This is a genomic window from Arthrobacter crystallopoietes, assembly GCF_017603825.1.
GTDB lineage: Bacteria > Actinomycetota > Actinomycetes > Actinomycetales > Micrococcaceae > Crystallibacter > Crystallibacter crystallopoietes_B.
Window position 1 is genome coordinate 4,353,714 of the sequence record NZ_CP072014.1, and the last position, 18,855, is coordinate 4,372,568.

The window sequence follows — 18,855 nt, forward strand, 5'->3', positions numbered from 1 at the left end:
GCCCGGAGGCCGTAACGTGGCTCGGGGACGCATCCGCCGCTGAGGCATAGTTAAGCCATGACTTCGCAACCCGCCGGGACGGCAGACAAGACAATCCTGGTCCTCAACGGCCCCAATCTGAACCTGCTGGGGACCAGGGAACCGGCCATCTACGGCTCGGCCACACTGGCAGACGTAGAGCAGCTCGCCGCGCAGACAGCCAAGGCCCACGGACTGGGGACCACCTGCTTCCAGTCCAACCATGAGGGCGAACTCATCGACGCCATCCACGGCGCCCGCGGCACCGCAGCCGGCATCGTGATCAACCCCGGCGCCTACACCCACACCTCCGTGGCACTACGGGACGCGCTCTCCGGCGTCGAGCTTCCCGTGGTGGAAGTGCATATCAGCAACATCCACCGCCGCGAGGAGTTCCGCCACCACTCCTACATCTCCGGTATTGCCCAGGCCGTCATTGCCGGCGCGGGCATCAGCGGCTACAAGTTCGCGATCGACCTGCTCGCCGAAACCCTCTAGCCGGACCGATGGACACGGGCGGCGGCGCAGACCCGGGGACGCAGTCAAACACGGTGGATTGGTACCGGAATTTCGGCCTGTTTGAGGCCCGCGGGCAGTCCGACTGCTATGCGGAGTGGTCGCTGGCCATCAGCGAGGATCCGCAGCTACTGGCCCTGATCGACGCGCTGCCGTACGCCAAGCGCCAGCCGAACCTTGTCCTCGCCGCGGCCAGGTTCGCCGGCGCCGGAATCACCCCCTATGCGGAATTCCGGCGGTTCGTGCTCTCCCGCTGGCCGAAGGTACGCCAGGTCATCCTGACCCGCTCCACGCAGACCAACGAACCAGGCCGCTGCGCCGTCTTCCTGCCCTCGCTGGCCGGCATCGCCGCGGCCGAAGGCAAACCGCTGGCACTGCTGGAGGTCGGCGCCTCCGCCGGACTGGTGCTGTTTCCGGACCGCTACCGCTACCAGTACAACGGCGGCCCGATCCTTGCGGGGCCGGCCTCTGCCCCGGACGCGCCGGTGCTGCCCTGTGCCATGACCGGATCTGCACCGCTTCCGGCCGAGCCGCCGACAATCAGCTGGCGGGCCGGCATCGACTTGAATCCATTGGACAGCACAAACAACGACGATGTCGCGTGGCTCCAGGCGCTGATCTGGCCGGAACAGGAGTTCCGGCGGCGGCTGCGGGCGGCCCTGCAGATGGCCCGGCAGGATCCCCCGCGGCTGGTCGCCGGCGATCTTAACCAGCGCCTCGCGGAAGTGGTTGCCGAGGCACCGACGGAAGCGGCCGTCGTCGTACTTCATTCAGCGGTGCTGGCCTACCTGGCTCCGCCCGCACGGCGGAAGTTCGCGCAGACGGTGCGGGAGTTTGGCGTGCACTGGCTGTCCAACGAAGGCGTGCAGGTGCTGCCGCAGCCCGGCGACGCGCCCGAAGGCATCGACGCCGACCATGTGCGCGGCAGGTTCGTGCTCCGGCACAACGGCCATGCGGTTGCGCTCACCGGCCCGCACGGCCAGTCGCTGGACTGGCTCTAGCACCGCCCCGAAGCTCGGGGGCCTGGCGCTACTTCCGGATGCACTGCCCGGCGGAAACCGTCTCCTGGTAGACCATGGCGTTGTCGATAACCGGCCGGATTTCATCCAAGGACAGCGCGTAGCCGACCGGCACGTCATCGGTGGCTTTGGCGAAAACGAGACCGGCGATGCGCCCGCCCTGGTCCAGCAGCGGGCCGCCGGAGTTCCCCTGCTCCACGTCGGCGGCCAGGGTGTAGACCTCCAGCTCCTCCGGGTCGGCGCCATAGATATTCTGCACGAGCACGGTGGACAGCCCCTGAACCGTGGCGGGCTGGCTCTGGAACGGGCCGCCGGCCGGGTAGCCCTGGAAGGCGGCGAGCGTACCGTCGGCCAGCTCCTCCCCTACCGGCAGCGGGCGCACGTCCAGGCCTTCCACGGCAAGCACGGCGATATCGTGAACCGGATCGAAATGCACCACGCGGCCCGGCAGGACCCGGCCGTCAGGTATCTCCACAACGGGCTCGTTCACCGACGCAACCACATGGGCGTTGGTCATCACGCGGTCCGGCGCGATCACGAATCCCGAGCCGGTCTGGTTCTGCCCGCACTGGAATGCGGTTCCGGCGATCTTCACCACGGACCCGGCGGCCTCATTCAATGCGGCTGTATCCGCGCCGGCGTCCGGAACCGGCACCGGGTCGGCCGGCGCCACGCCGTCGATCACCTGGGGAATGCCGTCCTGCACGGCGATGGAGCGGGCCTGCGCCAGCAATGACTTTACCGGGGCCGGCGTGAGTGAGTCGATGGTCTGGATGACTTTCGAACCGGCAATCTGCTGCGAGACAAACGGCACACCCAGGGCGCTGATGCTGAATGCCAGCATCGACATCACCAGCGCCGCGACGGCCACGTTGGCAGCTCCGCCCAGCAGCCGGTCCACCGGTCTCACCGGGGGAAAGTCGAGCCTTCGCCGGATTGCACGGCCGATGCCAGAGCCCATGGCGTGGCCCAGGATCACCAGCAGGACCGCGACGCCGATGATCGCGGTCAGGCGCCAACCGGGGTCCGGCACCCACATGCTCACAAACGGAACCGACAGGAATGCGGCGATGGCGCCAAGGACAAACCCGACGATGCCTCCCAGCGTTACCAGGAAGCCTTTGCGCAGCCCCCCAACTAGGTAGGCGAGCAGGATCAGGATCAGGACAATGTCCAGGATCGTCAAGCCAAAAAGCAAGCTGTCTCCATCGGGGCCGGAAGTTTAGGCATTAGTCTAGTATCCGAGGCTGGGAATATGCCGGGCCACAGCGACGTTCTGCGCTACGGCACCTCAGACAACGCTGCCTTCCCATTGCAGTGACCACCATTTTCCTCATCCCTAAGCGAAACGCGCCTGTGGAAGATGTCACAAGTGCTTTACATACGGCAAAATGGAAGGCAGTGCCTAGCTGACGAGCAGCCGGCTGACCGCCGCAAGACTGAAACAGGAGACTCCATGGACATTGAGATACTACGCCGCGCACCGCTTTTCGCTTCCCTCGACGATGATGTGTTTGCCGCACTGACCGACGAGCTGACCGAAGTGGATCTTTCCCGCGGCGCCTCAGTGTTCCGTGAAGGAGACCAGGGCGACCAGCTGTATTTCATCGTCTCCGGCAAGATCAAGCTCGGCCGCACCGCTGCCGACGGCCGCGAAAACCTGGTGGCCATCCTCGGCCCGGGCGAGCTCTTCGGCGAAATGGCACTCTTCGATCCGAGCCCCCGCAGCACCTCGGCAACCGCGGTATCCGAGACCCGCCTGGCCGGGCTGAAGAACGAAAACCTCCGCGGCCTGCTCGAAACCCGCCCCGAGGTCTCCGCCCAGCTGCTGCAGGCACTGGCACGCCGCCTGCGCCGCACCAATGACTCGCTGGCCGATCTGGTCTTCTCGGACGTTCCCGGCCGCGTGGCCAAGGCCCTGCTGGACCTCGCCGACCGCTTCGGCCGTCCGGCCACGGACGGTGTCCTGGTGGCCCACGAGCTGACCCAGGAAGAGCTGGCCCAGCTGGTCGGCGCTTCGCGTGAAACCGTCAACAAGGCCCTCGCCGAGTTCGTCCAGCGCGGCTGGCTGCGCCTGGAAGCCCGCGCGGTGGTCATTCTCGACATCCAGCGGCTCCGCCAGCGCTCGCGCTAAACGCTTTTCAAAACCGGGTAAAGCGGACAAATAACGACGGCGACGGTCACCTTCCAAGGTGACCGTCGCCGTTGTTATTTCTACTGCGAAAAAACTCTATCGTCCGCGCTGCAGGGAACCGCCTTCGGGTGCGGTGAGGGTTTCGACTTCGAGCATCGGCTCGCCCTCCACCAAAACCAGTTCCGGATGGTAGACGCGAAGCGGCCGTTTGTGGGACAGATAGGCAATGCAACCACGGGCGGAAGCTATCTTTTCGAGAATCGTTTCCACCGCAGGTGAGGAGACCTCGCTGAGGTTCAGCCCGCGGGTGTCTTCCTGGTCTGCCAGATCCCCGAGCGCGGAGGTGTTCCGCTCGGCAATCACTTTGGCTGCGCAGACCCAGGACGCCCAGACACCCTTGCCAGCCAGCAGGCTCGGCTGCTGGCTGACCGGCTGTGCCGCTGCGAAGTACCTTGTGTCGAACCGGCGGTGGGCGAAGTCCGGGCTGAGCCAGCGCGAGAGCGGCTTCAACAGATCGGTGCGCAGCCCCAGCCCCCAGCGGTCCAGCAGCTGCGGAAAGCTCTTTTCCTGCTCGGCGACCGCGAGGCGGGCGCGCATCCATTCCTCGCTGTCGCCGCCCTCGACCAGGGATGACTCGTCCTGACCGGCCAGCAGGATGCCGCTCTCTTCGAACAGTTCCCTGATGGCGGCCATCACAAGGGCCCGGGCATGCTGATGATCGTCCAGGCCCATTAGCTGGGCCCATTTGGCCGCAGACGGCCCGTACCACGGCACCGGCTCGAAGTCCGCCTCATCATCGATGCTTCCCCCGGGGAACGCGATGGCGCCCAGCGGTGAGCTGCCGGAGCGGTACCCAAGGTAAGTCTGGGTACCCTCCGGGCTGTCGCGGATCAGGACAACGGACGACGCGTACCGCGGTTTGCGCGGCGTGCGCTCGCCATGCTCGAACCAGCTGCGGGCGGCCTCCAGCTGGTCCGGGGGAAGCCGGAACAGGCGCTTGGTCTGCCGAAGCGGACTAGCTGAACTCGGCAATCAGTTCCACCTCAACCGGAGAGTCGAGCGGCAGAACGGCAACGCCGACGGCGGAACGGGCATGTGCGCCTGCCTCGCCGAAAACCTTGCCCAGCAGCTCGGAAGCGCCGTTGATGACAGCCGGCTGGCCGGTGAAGTCCGTCTCCGAGGCAACGAACCCGACTACCTTGACGATCCGTGTGACACGGTCCAGGTCGCCGATGACGCTCTTGACGGCAGCCAGTGCATTGATGGCGCAAGTGGCAGCGAGCTCTTTGGCCTGCTCGGCCGAGACGGAACCAGAGACGTTGCCCACTTTGCCCTTGGCTGCCAGTTCACCGTTAACCATCGGCAGCTGGCCGGAGGTGTAGACATAGTCGCCGGACACGACGGCGGGTACGTAGGCGGCTACGGGAGCGACCACCTCGGGCAGGGTCAGGCCAAGTTCAGCCAGGCGCTCTTCTACAGCGGAAATGCGGGACTGCTGCGGCTGCGTCATGTTACTGCTTCTCCCTCTTCAGGTAGGCAACGAGATTGGTGGAATCGGGTCCGGGAACTACCTGCACGAGCTCCCAGCCGTCCTCTCCCCATTGGTCCAGGATCTGCTTCGTGGCGTGGATAATGAGCGGAACTGTGGCGTATTCCCATTTGGTCATAAGTCAACCGTAACGCGTGCTTGTAAACTAGAGCCCATGGCGGCTCGTAAATCCCCTTTTTTTGACACTGCTACAACGCTGGGCAAAATCATGGCGTTCCTTGGCATCAGTGCGCTCTGCGGCGTGCTCGCTGCCGGATTGCTGGTGCCCGCAGCGGCCGTAGCCGGTGTGGGGGCGACCTCGTCCATCGACTATTTCGACCAGCTGCCGGATGAGCTGCAGACCAGCCCGCTCTCCCAGCCCTCCAAGATTTACTCGGCGGACGGCAAGCTGATTGCCACCTTCTACGCCGAGAACCGGGTCCCCGTGACGCTGGACAAGGTCTCTGAGCACATGCAGAACGCCATCATCTCCATCGAAGATGCGCGCTACTACGAGCATGGCGGCGTGGATCCGCAAGGCATCATGCGGGCAGCCATGAGCAATATGGCCGGAGGCGACCTGCAGGGTGCCTCTACTCTGACCATGCAGTACGTGAACAACGTGCTTATCGACGCCGGCGCTTCCGCCGGCAAGAGCGCCGACGAGCTGACCATCAGCGGCACCAAGTCCATCGGCGACAAATTGCGCGAGGCAAAGCTCGCCATCGCCGTCGAAAAGGAATACTCCAAGGAAGAGATCCTGCAGGGCTACCTGAACATCGTGCTCTTCAGCGGCACGACCTATGGCATCGAAGCCGCGGCCCAGACGTTCTTCGGCGTGCCGGCGGCCAAACTGAACATCGCGCAGTCCGCCATGCTCGCCGGCATGGTCCAGTCCCCCAACTACTTCAACCCGGTATCGAATCCGGAAGCGACAACCGAGCGCCGCAACACGGTGCTTGCCGCAATGCTGAGCAATCAGAAAATCACGCAGGAAGAGTATGACAAGGCGGTCGCGTCGGACCTGGGGATCGACCTGCAGCCGGTTCGTTCGGGCTGTGTCGCTGCGAATTTCGCCGACTACTTCTGCAGCTACGTCCAGCACGTCATCATGCAGTCGGACGCCTTCGGCGCCGACGCCACGGAACGCTCCAAACTGCTGGCCCGCGGTGGCCTGAACATCAAGACCACCCTGGATTCCCGCCTGCAGAAGTCCGCCCAGAAAAACGTTGAAGAGCAGGTTCCCATGGGCGATGAGTCGGGAGCCGGTTCGTCCATGGTGAGCGTGGAGCCCGGTACCGGCAAGATCCTGTCGATGGCACAGAACACCAATTACAATCCGGAGCAGGGCGCAGAGAACACTGAACTGAACTTCAATGTGGACGCGGACATGGGCGGCACCGCCTACGGGTTCCAGCCCGGCTCGACCATGAAGCCGTTCACTACCGTGGCGTGGCTGGAGTCCGGCCGCAAACTGAACGATCGGATCGACGCCAGCCGGACCAAGTATCCGGCCGGCTACGACTGGAAAGCCAGCTGCCTGCCCGCCGGCGCCTGGTTCGGGGAGTGGGACTTCAAGAACGCTATCTCCGGCTGGGAGCGGACCATGACAGTCAGCGAAGGCCTGACCAAGTCGATCAACTCCGCCACCGCCGCGCAGGCCGCCATCCTGGACCTCTGCGACATCCGCGATGCGGCCACCCGGATGGGAGTGCACCGCGCCGTCGACGGCGAGCCGTTCGAGGTCAACAACCCGTCCTTCGTGATCGGCGGCCAGGAAGTCGCGCCGATTACGATGGCGGCATCCTTCGCTACGTTCGCCAGCGGCGGTATCTACTGCAAGCCCATCGCGCTGGAGTCGGTCAAGGATGCGCAGGGCAAGGAATACGAAGTGCCGAAGGAATCGTGCAAGCGGGCCATCTCCAAGGATGTTGCCAACGCCGTGACTATTCCGCTTGAGAACCTCGTGTCGGACAGCCCCGGCTACATGCGGCCCATGGGCTTCCCGGCCGCTGCCAAGACCGGTACCACGGACGTGTCGGAGCAGACCTGGACTGTCGGCTACACCACCGGCCTCGCCACCGCATCGTGGGTGGGTAACTGGACCTCGTACGATTCGCTCAACAACGTTCCCATCAACGGCGTGACCCGCGATTACGTCGATGGCGCTACCATCGCCGGTGCCCAGTGGACCGAATACATGATGGAAGTTGCACCGCTCTACGAGACGAATGCGTTTGAGAATCCGCCGAACAGCATCGTGAACCCGTCGCAGTCCCAGCCGTCGCAGTCCCAGAACAGCGGAGGCGGTTCGGGCAACGGCGGCGGTTCGGGCAACGGCGGATCAAATAACGACGGCGGCTCCGACGACCGCGGCAACGGCAACAATGGCCGCGGCAACGGCGGAAACGGCAATGGTAATGGCGGCGGAAATGATGACGACTAGCCATGGACGCTGAACGCCTGCGCAAGCAGCTTCGTACTGCCGGCCGCGTGGCACTTGGTGTCACGGTGGCCGGCAGTGCCGCATTTGCCTACGGCAGCCTGATTGAACGCAACCTCTTTGGCGTCCGTGAAGAAACCCTTGCCATTCTGCCGCCCGGGCGCCGTCCGCTGAGGATCCTGCATCTTTCGGATATCCACATGACTCCCGGCCAGAAGCGCAAGCGGCAGTGGCTGCATTCTCTTGCTTCCCTGGAGCCGGATCTGGTAGTCAACACCGGGGACAACCTCAGTCACCGGCAGGCCGTAGAACCGCTACTCGAAGCCCTCGCGCCCCTGCGCGAGTTCCCCGGCGTCTTTGTCCCGGGCTCCAACGATTACTATGCGCCGGTGCTGAAGAACCCCTTCGGCTACTTCGCTGGCCCGTCCGACCAGCCCAAGGACTACGCGGACCGGGAGCTGCCCTGGCGCCACATGCACGCCACCTTCAGCACCTCGGGCTGGATGGATCTGACCAACCGCCACCAATCCATGGTGCTCCACGGGCTCCGGCTGGACTTTACCGGCGTCGATGACCCGCACCTGGAGCGCGACCGGTACACGGGCTATCCGCACGGTTCCTCGACCTCTGCGGCGGCAGATCATGTGCGCATCGCCGTGGCGCATGCCCCGTACCAGCGGGTGCTGGACTACTTCACCGCCGACGATCCCGACCTCATCCTGGCCGGCCATACCCACGGCGGACAGGTCTGCATCCCGGGCTACGGCGCCCTCGTGAGCAACTGCGACCTGCCCACGTGGCGGGCCAAAGGCCTGACTTACTGGGAGCACGCGGGCCGCAGCGTGCCGTTGAACGTCTCCGCCGGGCTGGGCACGTCCCGCATGGCCCCGGTGCGCTTTGCCTGCCGCCCCGAAGCGGTTCTGTTGACCCTCACGCCCCGCTCCCCCTGACGATTCCGGGATCAGTCCAGGTGAAGAGGAACGGCCTCAAGCGGTGTGTCCAGCGTCACCGGGGCCTCGATTTCAGCTTTCGGCCCTTTCTCCGCTATTCTTGAACAGTTGCTTTTGCTGCTGTGGACAACGACGGCGGAGCAAAGGTTTCGGGGTGTGGCGCAGCTTGGTAGCGCGCGTCGTTCGGGACGACGAGGTCGCAGGTTCAAATCCTGTCACCCCGACGAAACCAGCAGGAAAGGCCTCCGGCCGGCAGCAATGCCAGGCCGGGGGCCTTTCTTCTTGCCAGCTTGATCTTTCGGCCAAATACCCAAAGTATTGGTTGCATGGGTGCAACTGAGCGCAAGGCAATCATCATCGGAGCCGGAATCGGCGGGCTGGCCACCGCCTTGGCCTTGCAGAACACGGACTGGAAGGTCCACGTACTGGAACGCTCCGGCACTCTGTCGCCTTCGGGCACCGGCCTGTCACTCTGGCCCAATGCCCTGGCCGCATTGGAACGGCTCGGCGTCCTGGACGAGGTGCTGGCGGCCGCCGTTCCGGTCCGCGGCGACGTGCTGGACATGGATGGCAACCCGATCATGCTGCTGGAGCAGCTGGATGTCCGGCGCCGCTACGGTCTGCCCATCCAGATGATCCACCGGGCGGACCTCACCGCCATTCTGGCCAAGCCGCTGGCCGTCAACACGGTGCACCTGGGCCTCAACGCCGTCGGCTTCCAACCCGGCTTTCCCAGAAGTACTGTCGAACTCGACAACGGCGGCCGGCAGAGCGCCGAACTGGTGGTCGGGGCGGAAGGGCTCTACTCGGTGGTCCGCCCCGCCTTGATCGGCCGGGACAAACCACGCAGCTCAGGGACCACTGCCTTCCGCGGCGTCTGCGACGCGGCGGGCTTGGACCTCGACTCCGTCCCGTGGGGCGAAATGTGGGGAGACGGCGGCGTTTTCGGTGCCACTCCCCTCTCCGGGAACCGTATTTACTGGTATGCCACTGCGCCAAACGAAGAGCTGGTAGGCGCCGGCCAGGACGGGTGGAAGATGACGGCGATCGAGAACTTCGCCCATTGGCACCCGGGTATCGAGTCCGTACTGGTGAAGACCGAGGAAAGCGCCATCATTGCGCACGAGCTCTTTGACCGGAAGCCGGAGCCGGTCTGGTCCGGGCGTTCGGCCACGCTGGTCGGCGATGCGGCCCATCCCATGCTTCCCTTCTTGGGACAAGGCGCCTGCCAGGCCTTGGAAGACGCCGTCGCGCTGGCAGATGCGTTGGCGGGCAAGGATTCCATTGCGGACGGTTTGGTGGAATACGAATCGATACGGGCGCCGCGGGCCAATGAGATAGTGGAACGCTCACGCAGCATGGCGCGTTTGGCCCAATTGGACTCCGCGCCGCTGCGGAAGGCGCGCAATACCACCATGCGGCTGCTGCCCAAGGCCCTGCGGCTCCGCCGTCTCGATGCCGTGGTCGGCTACGAGGGGCATTGACTTACCTGCGGGTCCGTACTGCAATGGCATAAAGGGCTACGCAGTTAGGAGGTCCCGGCCATGAACCTCACGGACTACGGTCAACTGCTGCTCGCAGGCCTGGCCGTCGTCGCCATTATCGCGGCGACCACTTGGGCTGCCGGGCGTGGAATCGACCGTCCGGATGACCTGGACAATACCTTCTGGTACGCCTTTGGCGGCCTCTCCTGTGCCCTGACGCTCGTCTTTCTGGCCTCGGCCCTCAGCGCCACCGCGGCATCAGTCCTGATGGCGCTGCTGCTGTTGACGCTGGTTCCGGGAGGCCTGCACCTGCGCCGCCGATGGCTCGCGGGCGGCCCGGCCGCTGGTTCGAATGCGGCAGCGCCTTTGGCCGCGCAGCACGATGCGCTGCTCAAGCGGTGGCTGCAGTACGAGCTGGATCCAGCCGCCGCGGCCGCTGCCCCGGCCCTGAGCGATGCGGCCAACCCTGCAACTGCTGCCATGCTGCGCGGGATGCGGCGCGCCGAACTGCTGCGGCCTGGCCCAGGGCAGTACCGAACGGGCGGATACAGCCGAGGCAGCGAGGAACTGGCGGCCTATGCCGGAGCCGTCACCGAATTCGGGCGGCTGCTCGCCGCCGCCGAACGGGCGGCGGGAGTGGCGGCTGACGAGGCGGCACACATGGTTGACCGCCCCGTCAGCGAACCCGGCCTTGCCGGCCGCGTCATGCCTGTGGTCAGGAGAACTGCCGGCCGGTGAGCCGCTCGTACGCCTCTACATAGCGGGCCCGGGTCTTCTCCACGATCTCCTCCGGCAGGGCCGGAGGCGGCGTATCCGATGCCTTGTCCCAGCCGGATTCCTCCGAGGTGAGCCAGTCCCGGACAAACTGCTTGTCGAAGGACGGCTGGGCCTGCCCCGGGGCATAAGTGGCCGCGTCCCAGAAGCGGGAGGAATCCGGTGTCAGGACCTCGTCGCCCAGGGTGATTTCCCCGGTTTCCGGATCCATTCCGAACTCCACCTTGGTATCGGCCAGGATGATGCCCCGTTCACGGGCGATCTCCTCGGCGCGGCGGTAGATCTCCAGCGTCTTCTTGCTCAGCTGCGCGGCGATATCGTCGCCCACCATGGACACCACGGCGTCGTACGTAATGTTCTCGTCGTGTTCGCCCACTTCGGCCTTCGCCGAGGGCGTGAAGATAGCCGGCTCCAGACGGGAACCGTCTACCAGTCCCTCGGGCAGCGGGATGGCGCACACCGTGCGGGACTCGCGGTACTCCGCCAGGCCGGAACCGGTGAGGTAGCCGCGGGCGATGCACTCCACCGGGAACATGTCCAGCTTCTTGCAGACCATCGCGCGGCCGGCAACGGCCTCGGGGACATCGGTGGACACTACGTGGTTGGCCACGCCCTGAAGCTGCTCGAACCACCACAGGCTCAGCTGGGTCAGGACCCGTCCCTTATCCGGAATCGGCGTACTCAGCACATGGTCATACGCGCTGATCCGGTCGCTCGCCACTACCAGCACCGTCTGCGCATCATCCATCGGATCCGGCAACCGGTGCCGCGCCGCAGACTTATTGTTGGACTGCGCGGAGCCCTCGGCGGGTTGCGCCGGAATATACAGGTCGCGCACCTTGCCGGAGTACACGTGCGTCCAGCCGGGCAGCTCCAGGTGTTCGGGGTTGAAATTCATGCCAGATCCTTTGCTGCTGTTTCGTTTCGCTGGCCGGGCAGGACGATCTCACCGTTGGCCGCCTTCAGCCCAATGTCGGTACGGTACTGCGAACCGTCCAGATGGATCAGTTCCACCGCGTCGTAAGCTTTTTCCCTCGCCTCCACCAGGTCTTCACCCAGGGCAACGACGGCGAGCACCCGCCCGCCGGCGCTGACTACCTTGCGGTGCTCATCCAGCGCGGTGCCTGCGTGGATTACGTGTACGTCCTCGAGGGCGTTGGCCTTCTTCAGGCCGCGGATCCGGTCACCCGTCCGGGGTTTGCCCGGGTAGTTCTCCGAAGCGACAACCACGGTCACGGCACTGCGCTTGGACCAGTTCAGCTGTTCGGACGGGTCCAGCTCGCCCTTGGCTGCGGCGAGCAGCAGCCCGCCCAGCGGAGTGCGCAGCCGCGCGAGCACTGCCTGGGTCTCGGGGTCACCGAAGCGTGCGTTGAATTCGATCACGCGCAGGCCGCGGCTGGTTACGGCCAGCCCGCAGAACAGGACGCCGACAAAGGGCGTGCCGCGGTTGGCCATCTCGGTGATCGTCGGCATCGCCACGCGCTCCATGACCTCGTCAACGAAGCCCCGCGGCAGCCACTCCAGCGGCGTGTAGGCGCCCATGCCGCCGGTGTTCGGGCCTTGGTCGCCGTCGTAAATCCGTTTGAAGTCCTGGGCCGGCACCAGCGGAACGGCCCGCTCGCCGTCGGAAATCACAAAGAGGGAGACCTCCGGGCCATCCAGGTATTCCTCGATCACCACTTCCCCGCCCGCGTCGAAGCAGGACTGGGCGTGGGCCAGCGCCTCGTCGCGGTCCTCGGTGACTACCACGCCCTTGCCTGCGGCCAGACCGTCGTCCTTAACGACATAGGGAGCGCCGAAGGTGTCCAGCGCAGCGGCGGCTTCCTCCGCATTGACGGCCACCCTGGCCATCGCCGTCGGCACGTTGGCCGCGGCCATGATCTGCTTGGCGAAGGCCTTGGAGCCTTCAAGCCGGGCCGCTTCCTTACTCGGCCCGAAGACCGCGATGCCCGCTTCGCGCAGCGGATCCGCCACGCCCGCCGCGAGCGGGGCTTCCGGCCCGATAACCACCAGGTCCGACTCCAGCCGCTGCGCGAGCGCCAGCACTGCTGCCGCGTCATTGGCGTCAATGTCGTAGGTGGGCACTATCTGCGCGATGCCCGCGTTTCCGGGCGCTGCATGCACCTCGGTCACGTAGGGGTCGGTCAGCAGGGCTCGGACAATTGCGTGCTCGCGGCCGCCGGGGCCAATCACAAGTACCTTCACAACGTCTAAGCGTACTGGGCGGGAGCGCGCTGCCCGAAGTTGTTTCAGCCAACCTATGCCGCCACCTAGACTTAGGGGCATGCCCGAAACCTTTAAAGCTGCCGACGCCGTCGAACTGGCAGTCGTGGAACGCAATGGCTTCATCGAGTCCCGCCACCTGGGCTCGGCCGTCGTGATGGCCGCGGACGGTTCCGTGGTCACCGAACTCGGCGACATCAGCGCCCCGATCTTCCCTCGCTCCGCGCTCAAGCCGTTCCAGGCCCTCGCCTCTATGCAGTCCGGGGTCCCGCTGCGCGGCGTCCAGGTAGCCTTGGCCTGCTCCAGCCACACCGGCTCGCTGGAACATATGGACGTGGTCAACGGCATGCTCAAGGCCGCCGACCTCACCGACGAAGACCTGCAGTGCCCTGCGGCCTGGCCGCAGGACGAGGCGGCGCGAGGCTGGCTGGTGCGTACCGACCGTGGCCGGCAGCGCGTGGCCTTCAACTGCTCCGGCAAGCATGCCGGGTTCCTGTGGGCCTGTGCCGAAAACGGCTGGGACACCAAGACGTACCTGGATCCGAACCATCCGCTGCAGCGCCGCGTGATGGAGATCATCGAGGAGTACACCGGCGAACGGATCTCCCATCTGGCCACGGACGGCTGCGGCGCCCCGGTGCCCGCCGTGTCGCTGACCGGGCTGGCGCGTGCCATCGGCAAGCTGGCCAAAGCCCCCTCGAACAAGAACGCGGATGCCCGCGCAGCCACGATCGCCACCGCAATGGTGGACTACCCCTGGGCGGTCCAGGGCCACGGCGAGGAAAACACCGTAGTCATGGAGGACCTGGAGATCATCGCCAAACTCGGTGCCGAAGGCGTGATGGTGATGGGTACCGACACGGGTGTCTCCGTTGCGGTAAAGATTCTCGACGGCGGCGCCCGGGCTGCGTCGCTGGTGGGACTCACGCTGCTGGCCGCCGCCGGTGCGCTCGACGCGGAGAAGGTCGGCCCGGTCCTGGAGAAAGTGGTCAAACCCGTGCTCGGCGGCGGAGAACCGGTGGGCCGGATCCGCCTCGCTGCTCCGGTGATGGCGCTGCTGGACTAAACCGGCCGGGAAGCGAAGAAAACATGGGATTACGACGGCGGATCGCAGCTGCCGACGGCCACGCCGCCCTGAGCACGTGGCTGGGCGGGGCGACGGACCGCAAAACCACCGCAACGGCCGTGCGGTTTTCGCTCGAGGAACTGGCGGAGCGCGCGCCGGGAAACAGTGTGGAAGTGCGGGTACCCCCGTTCGGCGTCACCCAGTGCATCGAAGGCCCGCGGCACACCCGCGGCACCCCGCCCAACGTGGTGGAATGCGACGGGCCCACCTGGCTGGCGCTGGTGACCGGCACCGACAACTGGAGCAACGCCGTCGAAAGTGGAAAGGTCTCCGCCTCGGGGCTGCGGGCTGAACTGGCAGACCTGCTGCCGCTCTTCGCTCCGGACCACGGCGCCACCGGCAGCCGGTAGGCTTGAAGCATGAGTTCCGAGCACGTTCCCGCTGAACCAGCCGAGCCCCTCGAGCCGGCCGGACCAGGTACCCCCAACCGTCGCGAGGTGCGGTTACGCCGCGCACCCAAATTCGGTCCGTTCATGGGCGCCGGAATTGTCCTCGGTATCATCGTGGCCGCTATCTCCGCCTACACAGGTCCCGAGAACGCAGAGTTCACCCGCAGCTCCATTTTCGGTTTCCTGGCCGTGGTCTTCGGCATCGCCGGCATGCTCCTCGGCGCCCTGGTGGTCTTGGTCGTGGACCGGATCAGCATCAAGCGCAGCGAGAAAATGATGGCCGTGGAAACCCCGGAACAGACCGACCCGCAACAAGAAGAGCGCTGAACCGGATTTAGTGGGCTGCCGGCCGCCTCCACGGTTCATCCGCAGTGCCGTTGCTCACGCTGGCCCCCTCCGGTCCCATGGACGGCACGCCCGGCTGTACTTAGTTGCCGTAATCCGTTGCCCGGGTCCGTTATTAGCGTGAGACAATACTGAGGTGGCACGCGGTGACGGAAAACTTTCCCATGATCTTCTCCCCGGCGAAAAGGGACCCCAGGATGCCTGTGGCGTCTTCGGAGTCTGGGCCCCAGGCGAAGAAGTAGCAAAACTTACCTACTACGGCCTGTATGCTCTGCAGCACCGCGGACAAGAGTCCGCGGGTATCGCCACGAGCGACGGCAAGCGCATCAATGTCTACAAGGACATGGGGCTGGTGTCCCAGGTCTTCGACGAGACGACGCTGAACACGCTGAACGGCCATATCGCCGTCGGCCATTGCCGCTACTCCACTACGGGCGGCTCAACCTGGGCAAACGCGCAGCCGACCCTCGGCGCAACCGCCACGGGCACCGTGGCCCTGGCCCACAACGGCAACCTGACCAACTCCGCCGACCTCTACGACAAGGTCATCGAGAAATTCGGCAAGCCGGACCGTGGCGAGCTGGCCCAGGGCAACACCACGGACACTGCCCTGGTGACGGCGCTGATGGCGGGCGAGCCCGGCCAGAGCCTCGAAGAGCGCTCGATGGAGCTGCTGCCGAAACTGCGCGGCGCTTTCTGCTTCACCTTCATGGACGAAGGCACCCTTTACGCGGCACGGGATGAGTCCGGTGTCCGCCCGCTCGTCCTCGGCCGGCTGGAACGTGGCTGGGTTGTCGCATCCGAAACCGCTGCCCTCGACATTGTCGGTGCCTCGTTTGTGCGCGAAGTCGAGCCCGGCGAGTTCATCGCCATCGACGAAAACGGATTGCGCTCACAGCGCTTCGCGGAGAAGAAGCCCGCTGGCTGCGTCTTCGAATACGTTTATCTGGCCCGCCCGGACACCTCCATCAACGGCCGCAGCATCCATGCCGCGCGCGTCGAGATGGGCCGGCGCCTGGCCAAAGAACACCCCGTTGACGCTGACTTGGTAATTCCGACGCCGGAATCAGGCACGCCGGCGGCCATCGGCTACGCCGAGGAATCGGGCATCCCCTACGGACAGGGCCTGGTCAAGAACGCCTACGTCGGCCGGACCTTCATCCAGCCGAGCCAGACCATCCGCCAGCTGGGCATCCGATTGAAGCTGAACCCGCTCCGCAGCGTCGTGCAGGGCAAGCGCCTGGTCGTTATCGATGACTCGATTGTCCGCGGAAACACCCAGCGTGCGCTGGTACGCATGCTCCGCGAAGCCGGCGCGGCGGAGGTCCACGTCCGGATTTCCTCGCCGCCCATCAAATGGCCGTGCTTCTACGGCATCGACTTCGCCAGCCGCGCCGAACTGATCGCCAACGGAATCGGCGTGGCGGAAGTCCGTGCCTCGCTTGGCGCCGACTCGTTAGGCTACATCTCCGAAAACGGCATGATCGAAGCCACCGAACAGCCGCGCGAGAAGCTGTGCACGGCCTGCTTCACCGGCGAATACCCGATAGAGCTGCCGGATGCCAGCCGCCGCGGCAAAAACCTGCTGGAACGACCGAATGCCGACGAACAGGAGCACGGTTCCTGCGACCCGGGGCCTGACTCGGATTTGGAAAACCTCCTGACTGACGATGACAAGAAAGAGCGAGTATGACCTCCCCTGACCTGGGCGCCAGCCAGATCACCTATGCCAGCGCCGGTGTTGACGTTGAAGCCGGAGACAAAGCCGTCGAGCTGATGAAGGGTGCTATCAAGGCCACCCACAACTCCAACGTCATCGGCGGGGTTGGCGGTTTCGCCGGGCTCTACGATGTCTCCGCGCTCCTGAAGTACCGCAAGCCTCTGCTCGCCACCTCCACCGACGGCGTCGGAACCAAGGTCGCGATCGCGCAGGCCATGGACATCCATGACACGATCGGCTTTGACCTGGTTGGCATGGTCGTCGACGACATCGTCGTAGTCGGCGCCGAGCCCCTGTTCATGACGGACTACATCGCCTGCGGCAAGGTTGTCCCCGAGCGCATCGCTGACATCGTCCGCGGCATCGCGGCAGCCTGCGAGGTCGCCGGTACCGCATTGGTTGGCGGCGAAACGGCCGAGCACCCCGGCCTGCTGGGTGAACACGAGTACGACGTCGCGGGCGCAGCCACCGGCGTAGTCGAAGCCGACAACCTGCTGGGCCCGGACCGGGTCAAGGACGGGGACGTGGTCATCGCCATGGCTTCCTCGGGCATCCATTCCAATGGCTATTCCCTGGTCCGCCGCGTGATCAACCACGCCGGCTGGGCCCTCGACCGCCAGGTCTCCGAACTGGGCCGGACCCTTGGCGAAGAGCTCCTCGAACCGACCAAGGTCTACGCAGCGGACTGCCTCGATCTGGCACGCTACGAGGCGGCCGGTGTGCACGGCTTCAGCCACGTGACCGGCGGCGGTCTCGCTGCGAATCTGGCGCGAGTGCTGCCGCAGGGTCTGATGGCCACTGTGGACCGTTCCACGTGGGAACTGCCAGCCATCTTCAAGCTTGTCGCCCAGCTCGGCAATGTCCCGCAGGCAGACCTGGAACGCACCCTGAACCTCGGCGTAGGCATGGTTGCCATCGTGGACGCCGCCGGCGCCGATGCCGCACTGGCACGGCTGAACGAGCGCGGCATGACCGCGTGGGCCATGGGCACCGTAGGTGCTGTTGATGGCTCACTGTCCGGGCCGGACTTCGTCCAGGGTGCCAAGGGTGTCGACGGCGGAGCCGTGCACCTCGTCGGCAACTACGCATAGCCTCACCCTGCCCCGGGTGCCAGACTGGGCACATGGGAGCATTCGTCGTCGTTGTTTTTGTGCAGCCGGTTGCCGCCGGTCTCACGTTCGAGCGTTCACAATGGCCGCTGCATATAACCTTGGCGCGTTTCGACACGAAAGAAAGCGCCGACGTCGTTATGGGCCGCCTCGGTCCGGCGGTGACCCGGCACCTGGGCTTCCGCGTGCGGATCGGCGGGGACGACTATTTCGGCCGCAACGGCACGGTGCACGTCTCGCTGGTGGAACCGGTGCCCCGCCTGCAGCGCCTGCATGAGGAATGTCTTGCCGCTGTTGGTCCCGGTGCTCATGTGCTGAGTCCCCACCATACCGGCAGACATTTCCGGCCACATGTCAGCCATACCGTCGGCCGGCTCCAGCCCGGCGACGAGGTCTTGGTGCGGCAGGCGGCGTTGGTGGACATGCGCCCCGATTCGGACAGCCGGTTCCGCAGGGTCCTCGGAGTTTGGGATGGCACTGCGGAGGCCGATGTCAACCTGCCGTTAAACGCCTCTTAGCGGCGTGCCAAGCACGCCGCTAAGAGATGAGATTCAATGCTGAAAGTGCCGGCAACTGCCCGGCGATGCTCAGCCGATGCGGCGAGTTTCCTCGTCCTCATCGTCGAATTGATCTGCGTATTTGTCCTCATACGCCGAATAGTCCGGCTCAGCCGGTTCCTCCGGATACCGGCTGGAGGCACTACTCTTAGACGCTGCCAGCTCACGCTGAAGCGCCGTGTAGTCAGTGTTCGGGGTGAAGTACTTCATCTCCCGAGCCTGCTTGGTTGCTTTTGCCTTTTGACGGCCGCGCCCCATGGCGTGACCCCCTTTATCGCCTCGATCCGGAGGTGGTCGCTCGGGCGACGAGCGAGGCCCCGGAATGTTTGATCAATTCTGTCGTATATCTAGGGTACATGCTTTCTTCGGGTCCCGTTGCCGCAGCACAGGCACCGAAGTTCGCAAAATCCGGTCCGTCACAGCCCGGTCCGGTCGCGATAACCTGCATCGGCGCCTGATAGTTGGCTAAAGTCAGGAGTAAAGGACATTACCGCAGAGCGCGGGGCAAGTATCAGGAAGG

At 65.3% G+C, this 18,855-nt stretch carries 20 protein-coding genes and 1 tRNA gene; 14 read left to right on the forward strand and 7 right to left on the reverse strand.

The window, feature by feature from the left end; translation table 11 throughout:
• Positions 1-57: 57 nt before the first annotated feature.
• Both aroQ and J5251_RS20070 read left to right on the forward strand, forming a co-directional pair.
• Positions 58-516 (forward strand): type II 3-dehydroquinate dehydratase, encoded by a 459-nt coding sequence (gene aroQ, locus J5251_RS20065; protein WP_139004552.1) that lies wholly within the window; start codon positions 58-60, stop codon positions 514-516.
• Between the two features lie 53 nt (positions 517-569).
• Positions 570-1,535 (forward strand): DUF2332 domain-containing protein, encoded by a 966-nt coding sequence (locus J5251_RS20070; protein WP_244250736.1) that lies wholly within the window; start codon positions 570-572, stop codon positions 1,533-1,535.
• Positions 1,536-1,563: 28 nt separating this feature from the next.
• Here the strand turns inward: J5251_RS20070 and J5251_RS20075 are convergent, their stop codons facing one another.
• Entirely contained in the window at positions 1,564-2,751 is a 1,188-nt protein-coding gene (locus J5251_RS20075) for a MarP family serine protease (protein WP_139004550.1), read from the reverse strand.
• A gap of 258 nt (positions 2,752-3,009) precedes the next feature.
• Between J5251_RS20075 and J5251_RS20080 the strand changes: the two genes are divergently transcribed.
• The gene (locus tag J5251_RS20080) at positions 3,010-3,687 is read left to right on the forward strand and encodes a Crp/Fnr family transcriptional regulator (protein ID WP_074701094.1); all 678 of its coding nucleotides are present in this window, start codon (positions 3,010-3,012) and stop codon (positions 3,685-3,687) included.
• Between the two features lie 96 nt (positions 3,688-3,783).
• Here J5251_RS20080 and J5251_RS20085 read toward each other — a convergent pair whose 3' ends face one another.
• Genes J5251_RS20085 through J5251_RS20095 form a run of 3 tightly spaced genes read right to left on the reverse strand, consistent with a single transcriptional unit; the run spans position 3,784 to position 5,354 of the window.
• The gene (locus J5251_RS20085; RefSeq protein ID WP_139004549.1) at positions 3,784-4,719 is read right to left on the reverse strand and encodes an NUDIX hydrolase; all 936 of its coding nucleotides are present in this window, start codon (positions 4,717-4,719) and stop codon (positions 3,784-3,786) included.
• Complete coding sequence (locus J5251_RS20090) at positions 4,703-5,197, reverse strand: RidA family protein (RefSeq protein WP_139004548.1); 495 nt, start codon at positions 5,195-5,197, stop codon at positions 4,703-4,705. The genes J5251_RS20085 and J5251_RS20090 overlap by 17 nt, the downstream gene beginning before the upstream one ends.
• A gap of 1 nt (position 5,198) precedes the next feature.
• Positions 5,199-5,354 (reverse strand): DUF4177 domain-containing protein, encoded by a 156-nt coding sequence (locus J5251_RS20095; RefSeq protein WP_074701091.1) that lies wholly within the window; start codon positions 5,352-5,354, stop codon positions 5,199-5,201.
• Positions 5,355-5,390: 36 nt separating this feature from the next.
• On the opposite strand from J5251_RS20095, the gene J5251_RS20100 reads away from it, so the two are divergent.
• The 5 genes from J5251_RS20100 to J5251_RS20120 all read left to right on the forward strand — a co-directional run bounded on the left by J5251_RS20100 (position 5,391) and on the right by J5251_RS20120 (position 10,830).
• Positions 5,391-7,661, forward strand: coding sequence for a transglycosylase domain-containing protein (locus tag J5251_RS20100; protein ID WP_240792988.1), 2,271 nt, complete (start codon positions 5,391-5,393; stop codon positions 7,659-7,661).
• Positions 7,662-7,663: 2 nt separating this feature from the next.
• The gene (locus J5251_RS20105) at positions 7,664-8,608 is read left to right on the forward strand and encodes a metallophosphoesterase (protein WP_208574894.1); all 945 of its coding nucleotides are present in this window, start codon (positions 7,664-7,666) and stop codon (positions 8,606-8,608) included.
• 150 nt (positions 8,609-8,758) lie between these two features.
• A tRNA-Pro gene (locus tag J5251_RS20110) sits at positions 8,759-8,832 on the forward strand.
• A 102-nt stretch (positions 8,833-8,934) separates the two neighbouring features.
• Entirely contained in the window at positions 8,935-10,092 is a 1,158-nt protein-coding gene (locus J5251_RS20115; RefSeq protein ID WP_139004546.1) for an FAD-dependent monooxygenase, read from the forward strand.
• Positions 10,093-10,152: 60 nt separating this feature from the next.
• The gene (locus J5251_RS20120) at positions 10,153-10,830 is read left to right on the forward strand and encodes a hypothetical protein (RefSeq protein WP_139004545.1); all 678 of its coding nucleotides are present in this window, start codon (positions 10,153-10,155) and stop codon (positions 10,828-10,830) included.
• On the opposite strand, the gene J5251_RS20125 is transcribed toward J5251_RS20120, so the two are convergent.
• Together J5251_RS20125 and purD are read right to left on the reverse strand one after the other, a co-directional pair.
• Positions 10,808-11,764 carry a phosphoribosylaminoimidazolesuccinocarboxamide synthase gene (locus J5251_RS20125; protein ID WP_139004544.1) on the reverse strand — a complete coding sequence of 319 codons (957 nt, stop codon included), beginning with the start codon at positions 11,762-11,764 and terminating at the stop codon, positions 10,808-10,810. The genes J5251_RS20120 and J5251_RS20125 overlap by 23 nt on opposite strands.
• Positions 11,761-13,071, reverse strand: coding sequence for a phosphoribosylamine--glycine ligase (gene purD / locus J5251_RS20130; RefSeq protein WP_139004543.1), 1,311 nt, complete (start codon positions 13,069-13,071; stop codon positions 11,761-11,763). The genes J5251_RS20125 and purD overlap by 4 nt, the downstream gene beginning before the upstream one ends.
• Before the next feature lie 79 nt (positions 13,072-13,150).
• Between purD and J5251_RS20135 the strand changes: the two genes are divergently transcribed.
• From J5251_RS20135 to J5251_RS20160, 6 genes are all read left to right on the forward strand, one after another.
• On the forward strand, positions 13,151-14,155 hold the full coding sequence (locus J5251_RS20135) for an asparaginase (protein ID WP_139004542.1): 1,005 nt from the start codon (positions 13,151-13,153) through the stop codon (positions 14,153-14,155).
• Between the two features lie 23 nt (positions 14,156-14,178).
• Positions 14,179-14,565 carry a sterol carrier family protein gene (locus J5251_RS20140; protein WP_139004541.1) on the forward strand — a complete coding sequence of 129 codons (387 nt, stop codon included), beginning with the start codon at positions 14,179-14,181 and terminating at the stop codon, positions 14,563-14,565.
• Between the two features lie 9 nt (positions 14,566-14,574).
• Positions 14,575-14,931, forward strand: a complete 357-nt coding sequence (locus J5251_RS20145; RefSeq protein WP_139004540.1) for a hypothetical protein — start codon at positions 14,575-14,577, stop codon at positions 14,929-14,931.
• A gap of 154 nt (positions 14,932-15,085) precedes the next feature.
• On the forward strand, positions 15,086-16,642 hold the full coding sequence (gene purF, locus J5251_RS20150; protein ID WP_139004539.1) for an amidophosphoribosyltransferase: 1,557 nt from the start codon (positions 15,086-15,088) through the stop codon (positions 16,640-16,642).
• A complete protein-coding gene (gene purM, locus J5251_RS20155) occupies positions 16,639-17,760 on the forward strand; it encodes a phosphoribosylformylglycinamidine cyclo-ligase (RefSeq protein ID WP_139004538.1) in 1,122 nt (373 codons plus the stop codon). The genes purF and purM overlap by 4 nt, the downstream gene beginning before the upstream one ends.
• Before the next feature lie 32 nt (positions 17,761-17,792).
• Positions 17,793-18,296 carry a 2'-5' RNA ligase family protein gene (locus J5251_RS20160; protein ID WP_139004537.1) on the forward strand — a complete coding sequence of 168 codons (504 nt, stop codon included), beginning with the start codon at positions 17,793-17,795 and terminating at the stop codon, positions 18,294-18,296.
• A 69-nt stretch (positions 18,297-18,365) separates the two neighbouring features.
• Here the strand turns inward: J5251_RS20160 and J5251_RS20165 are convergent, their stop codons facing one another.
• Positions 18,366-18,593, reverse strand: a complete 228-nt coding sequence (locus J5251_RS20165; RefSeq protein WP_074701078.1) for a DUF3073 domain-containing protein — start codon at positions 18,591-18,593, stop codon at positions 18,366-18,368.
• Positions 18,594-18,855 lie beyond the last annotated feature (262 nt).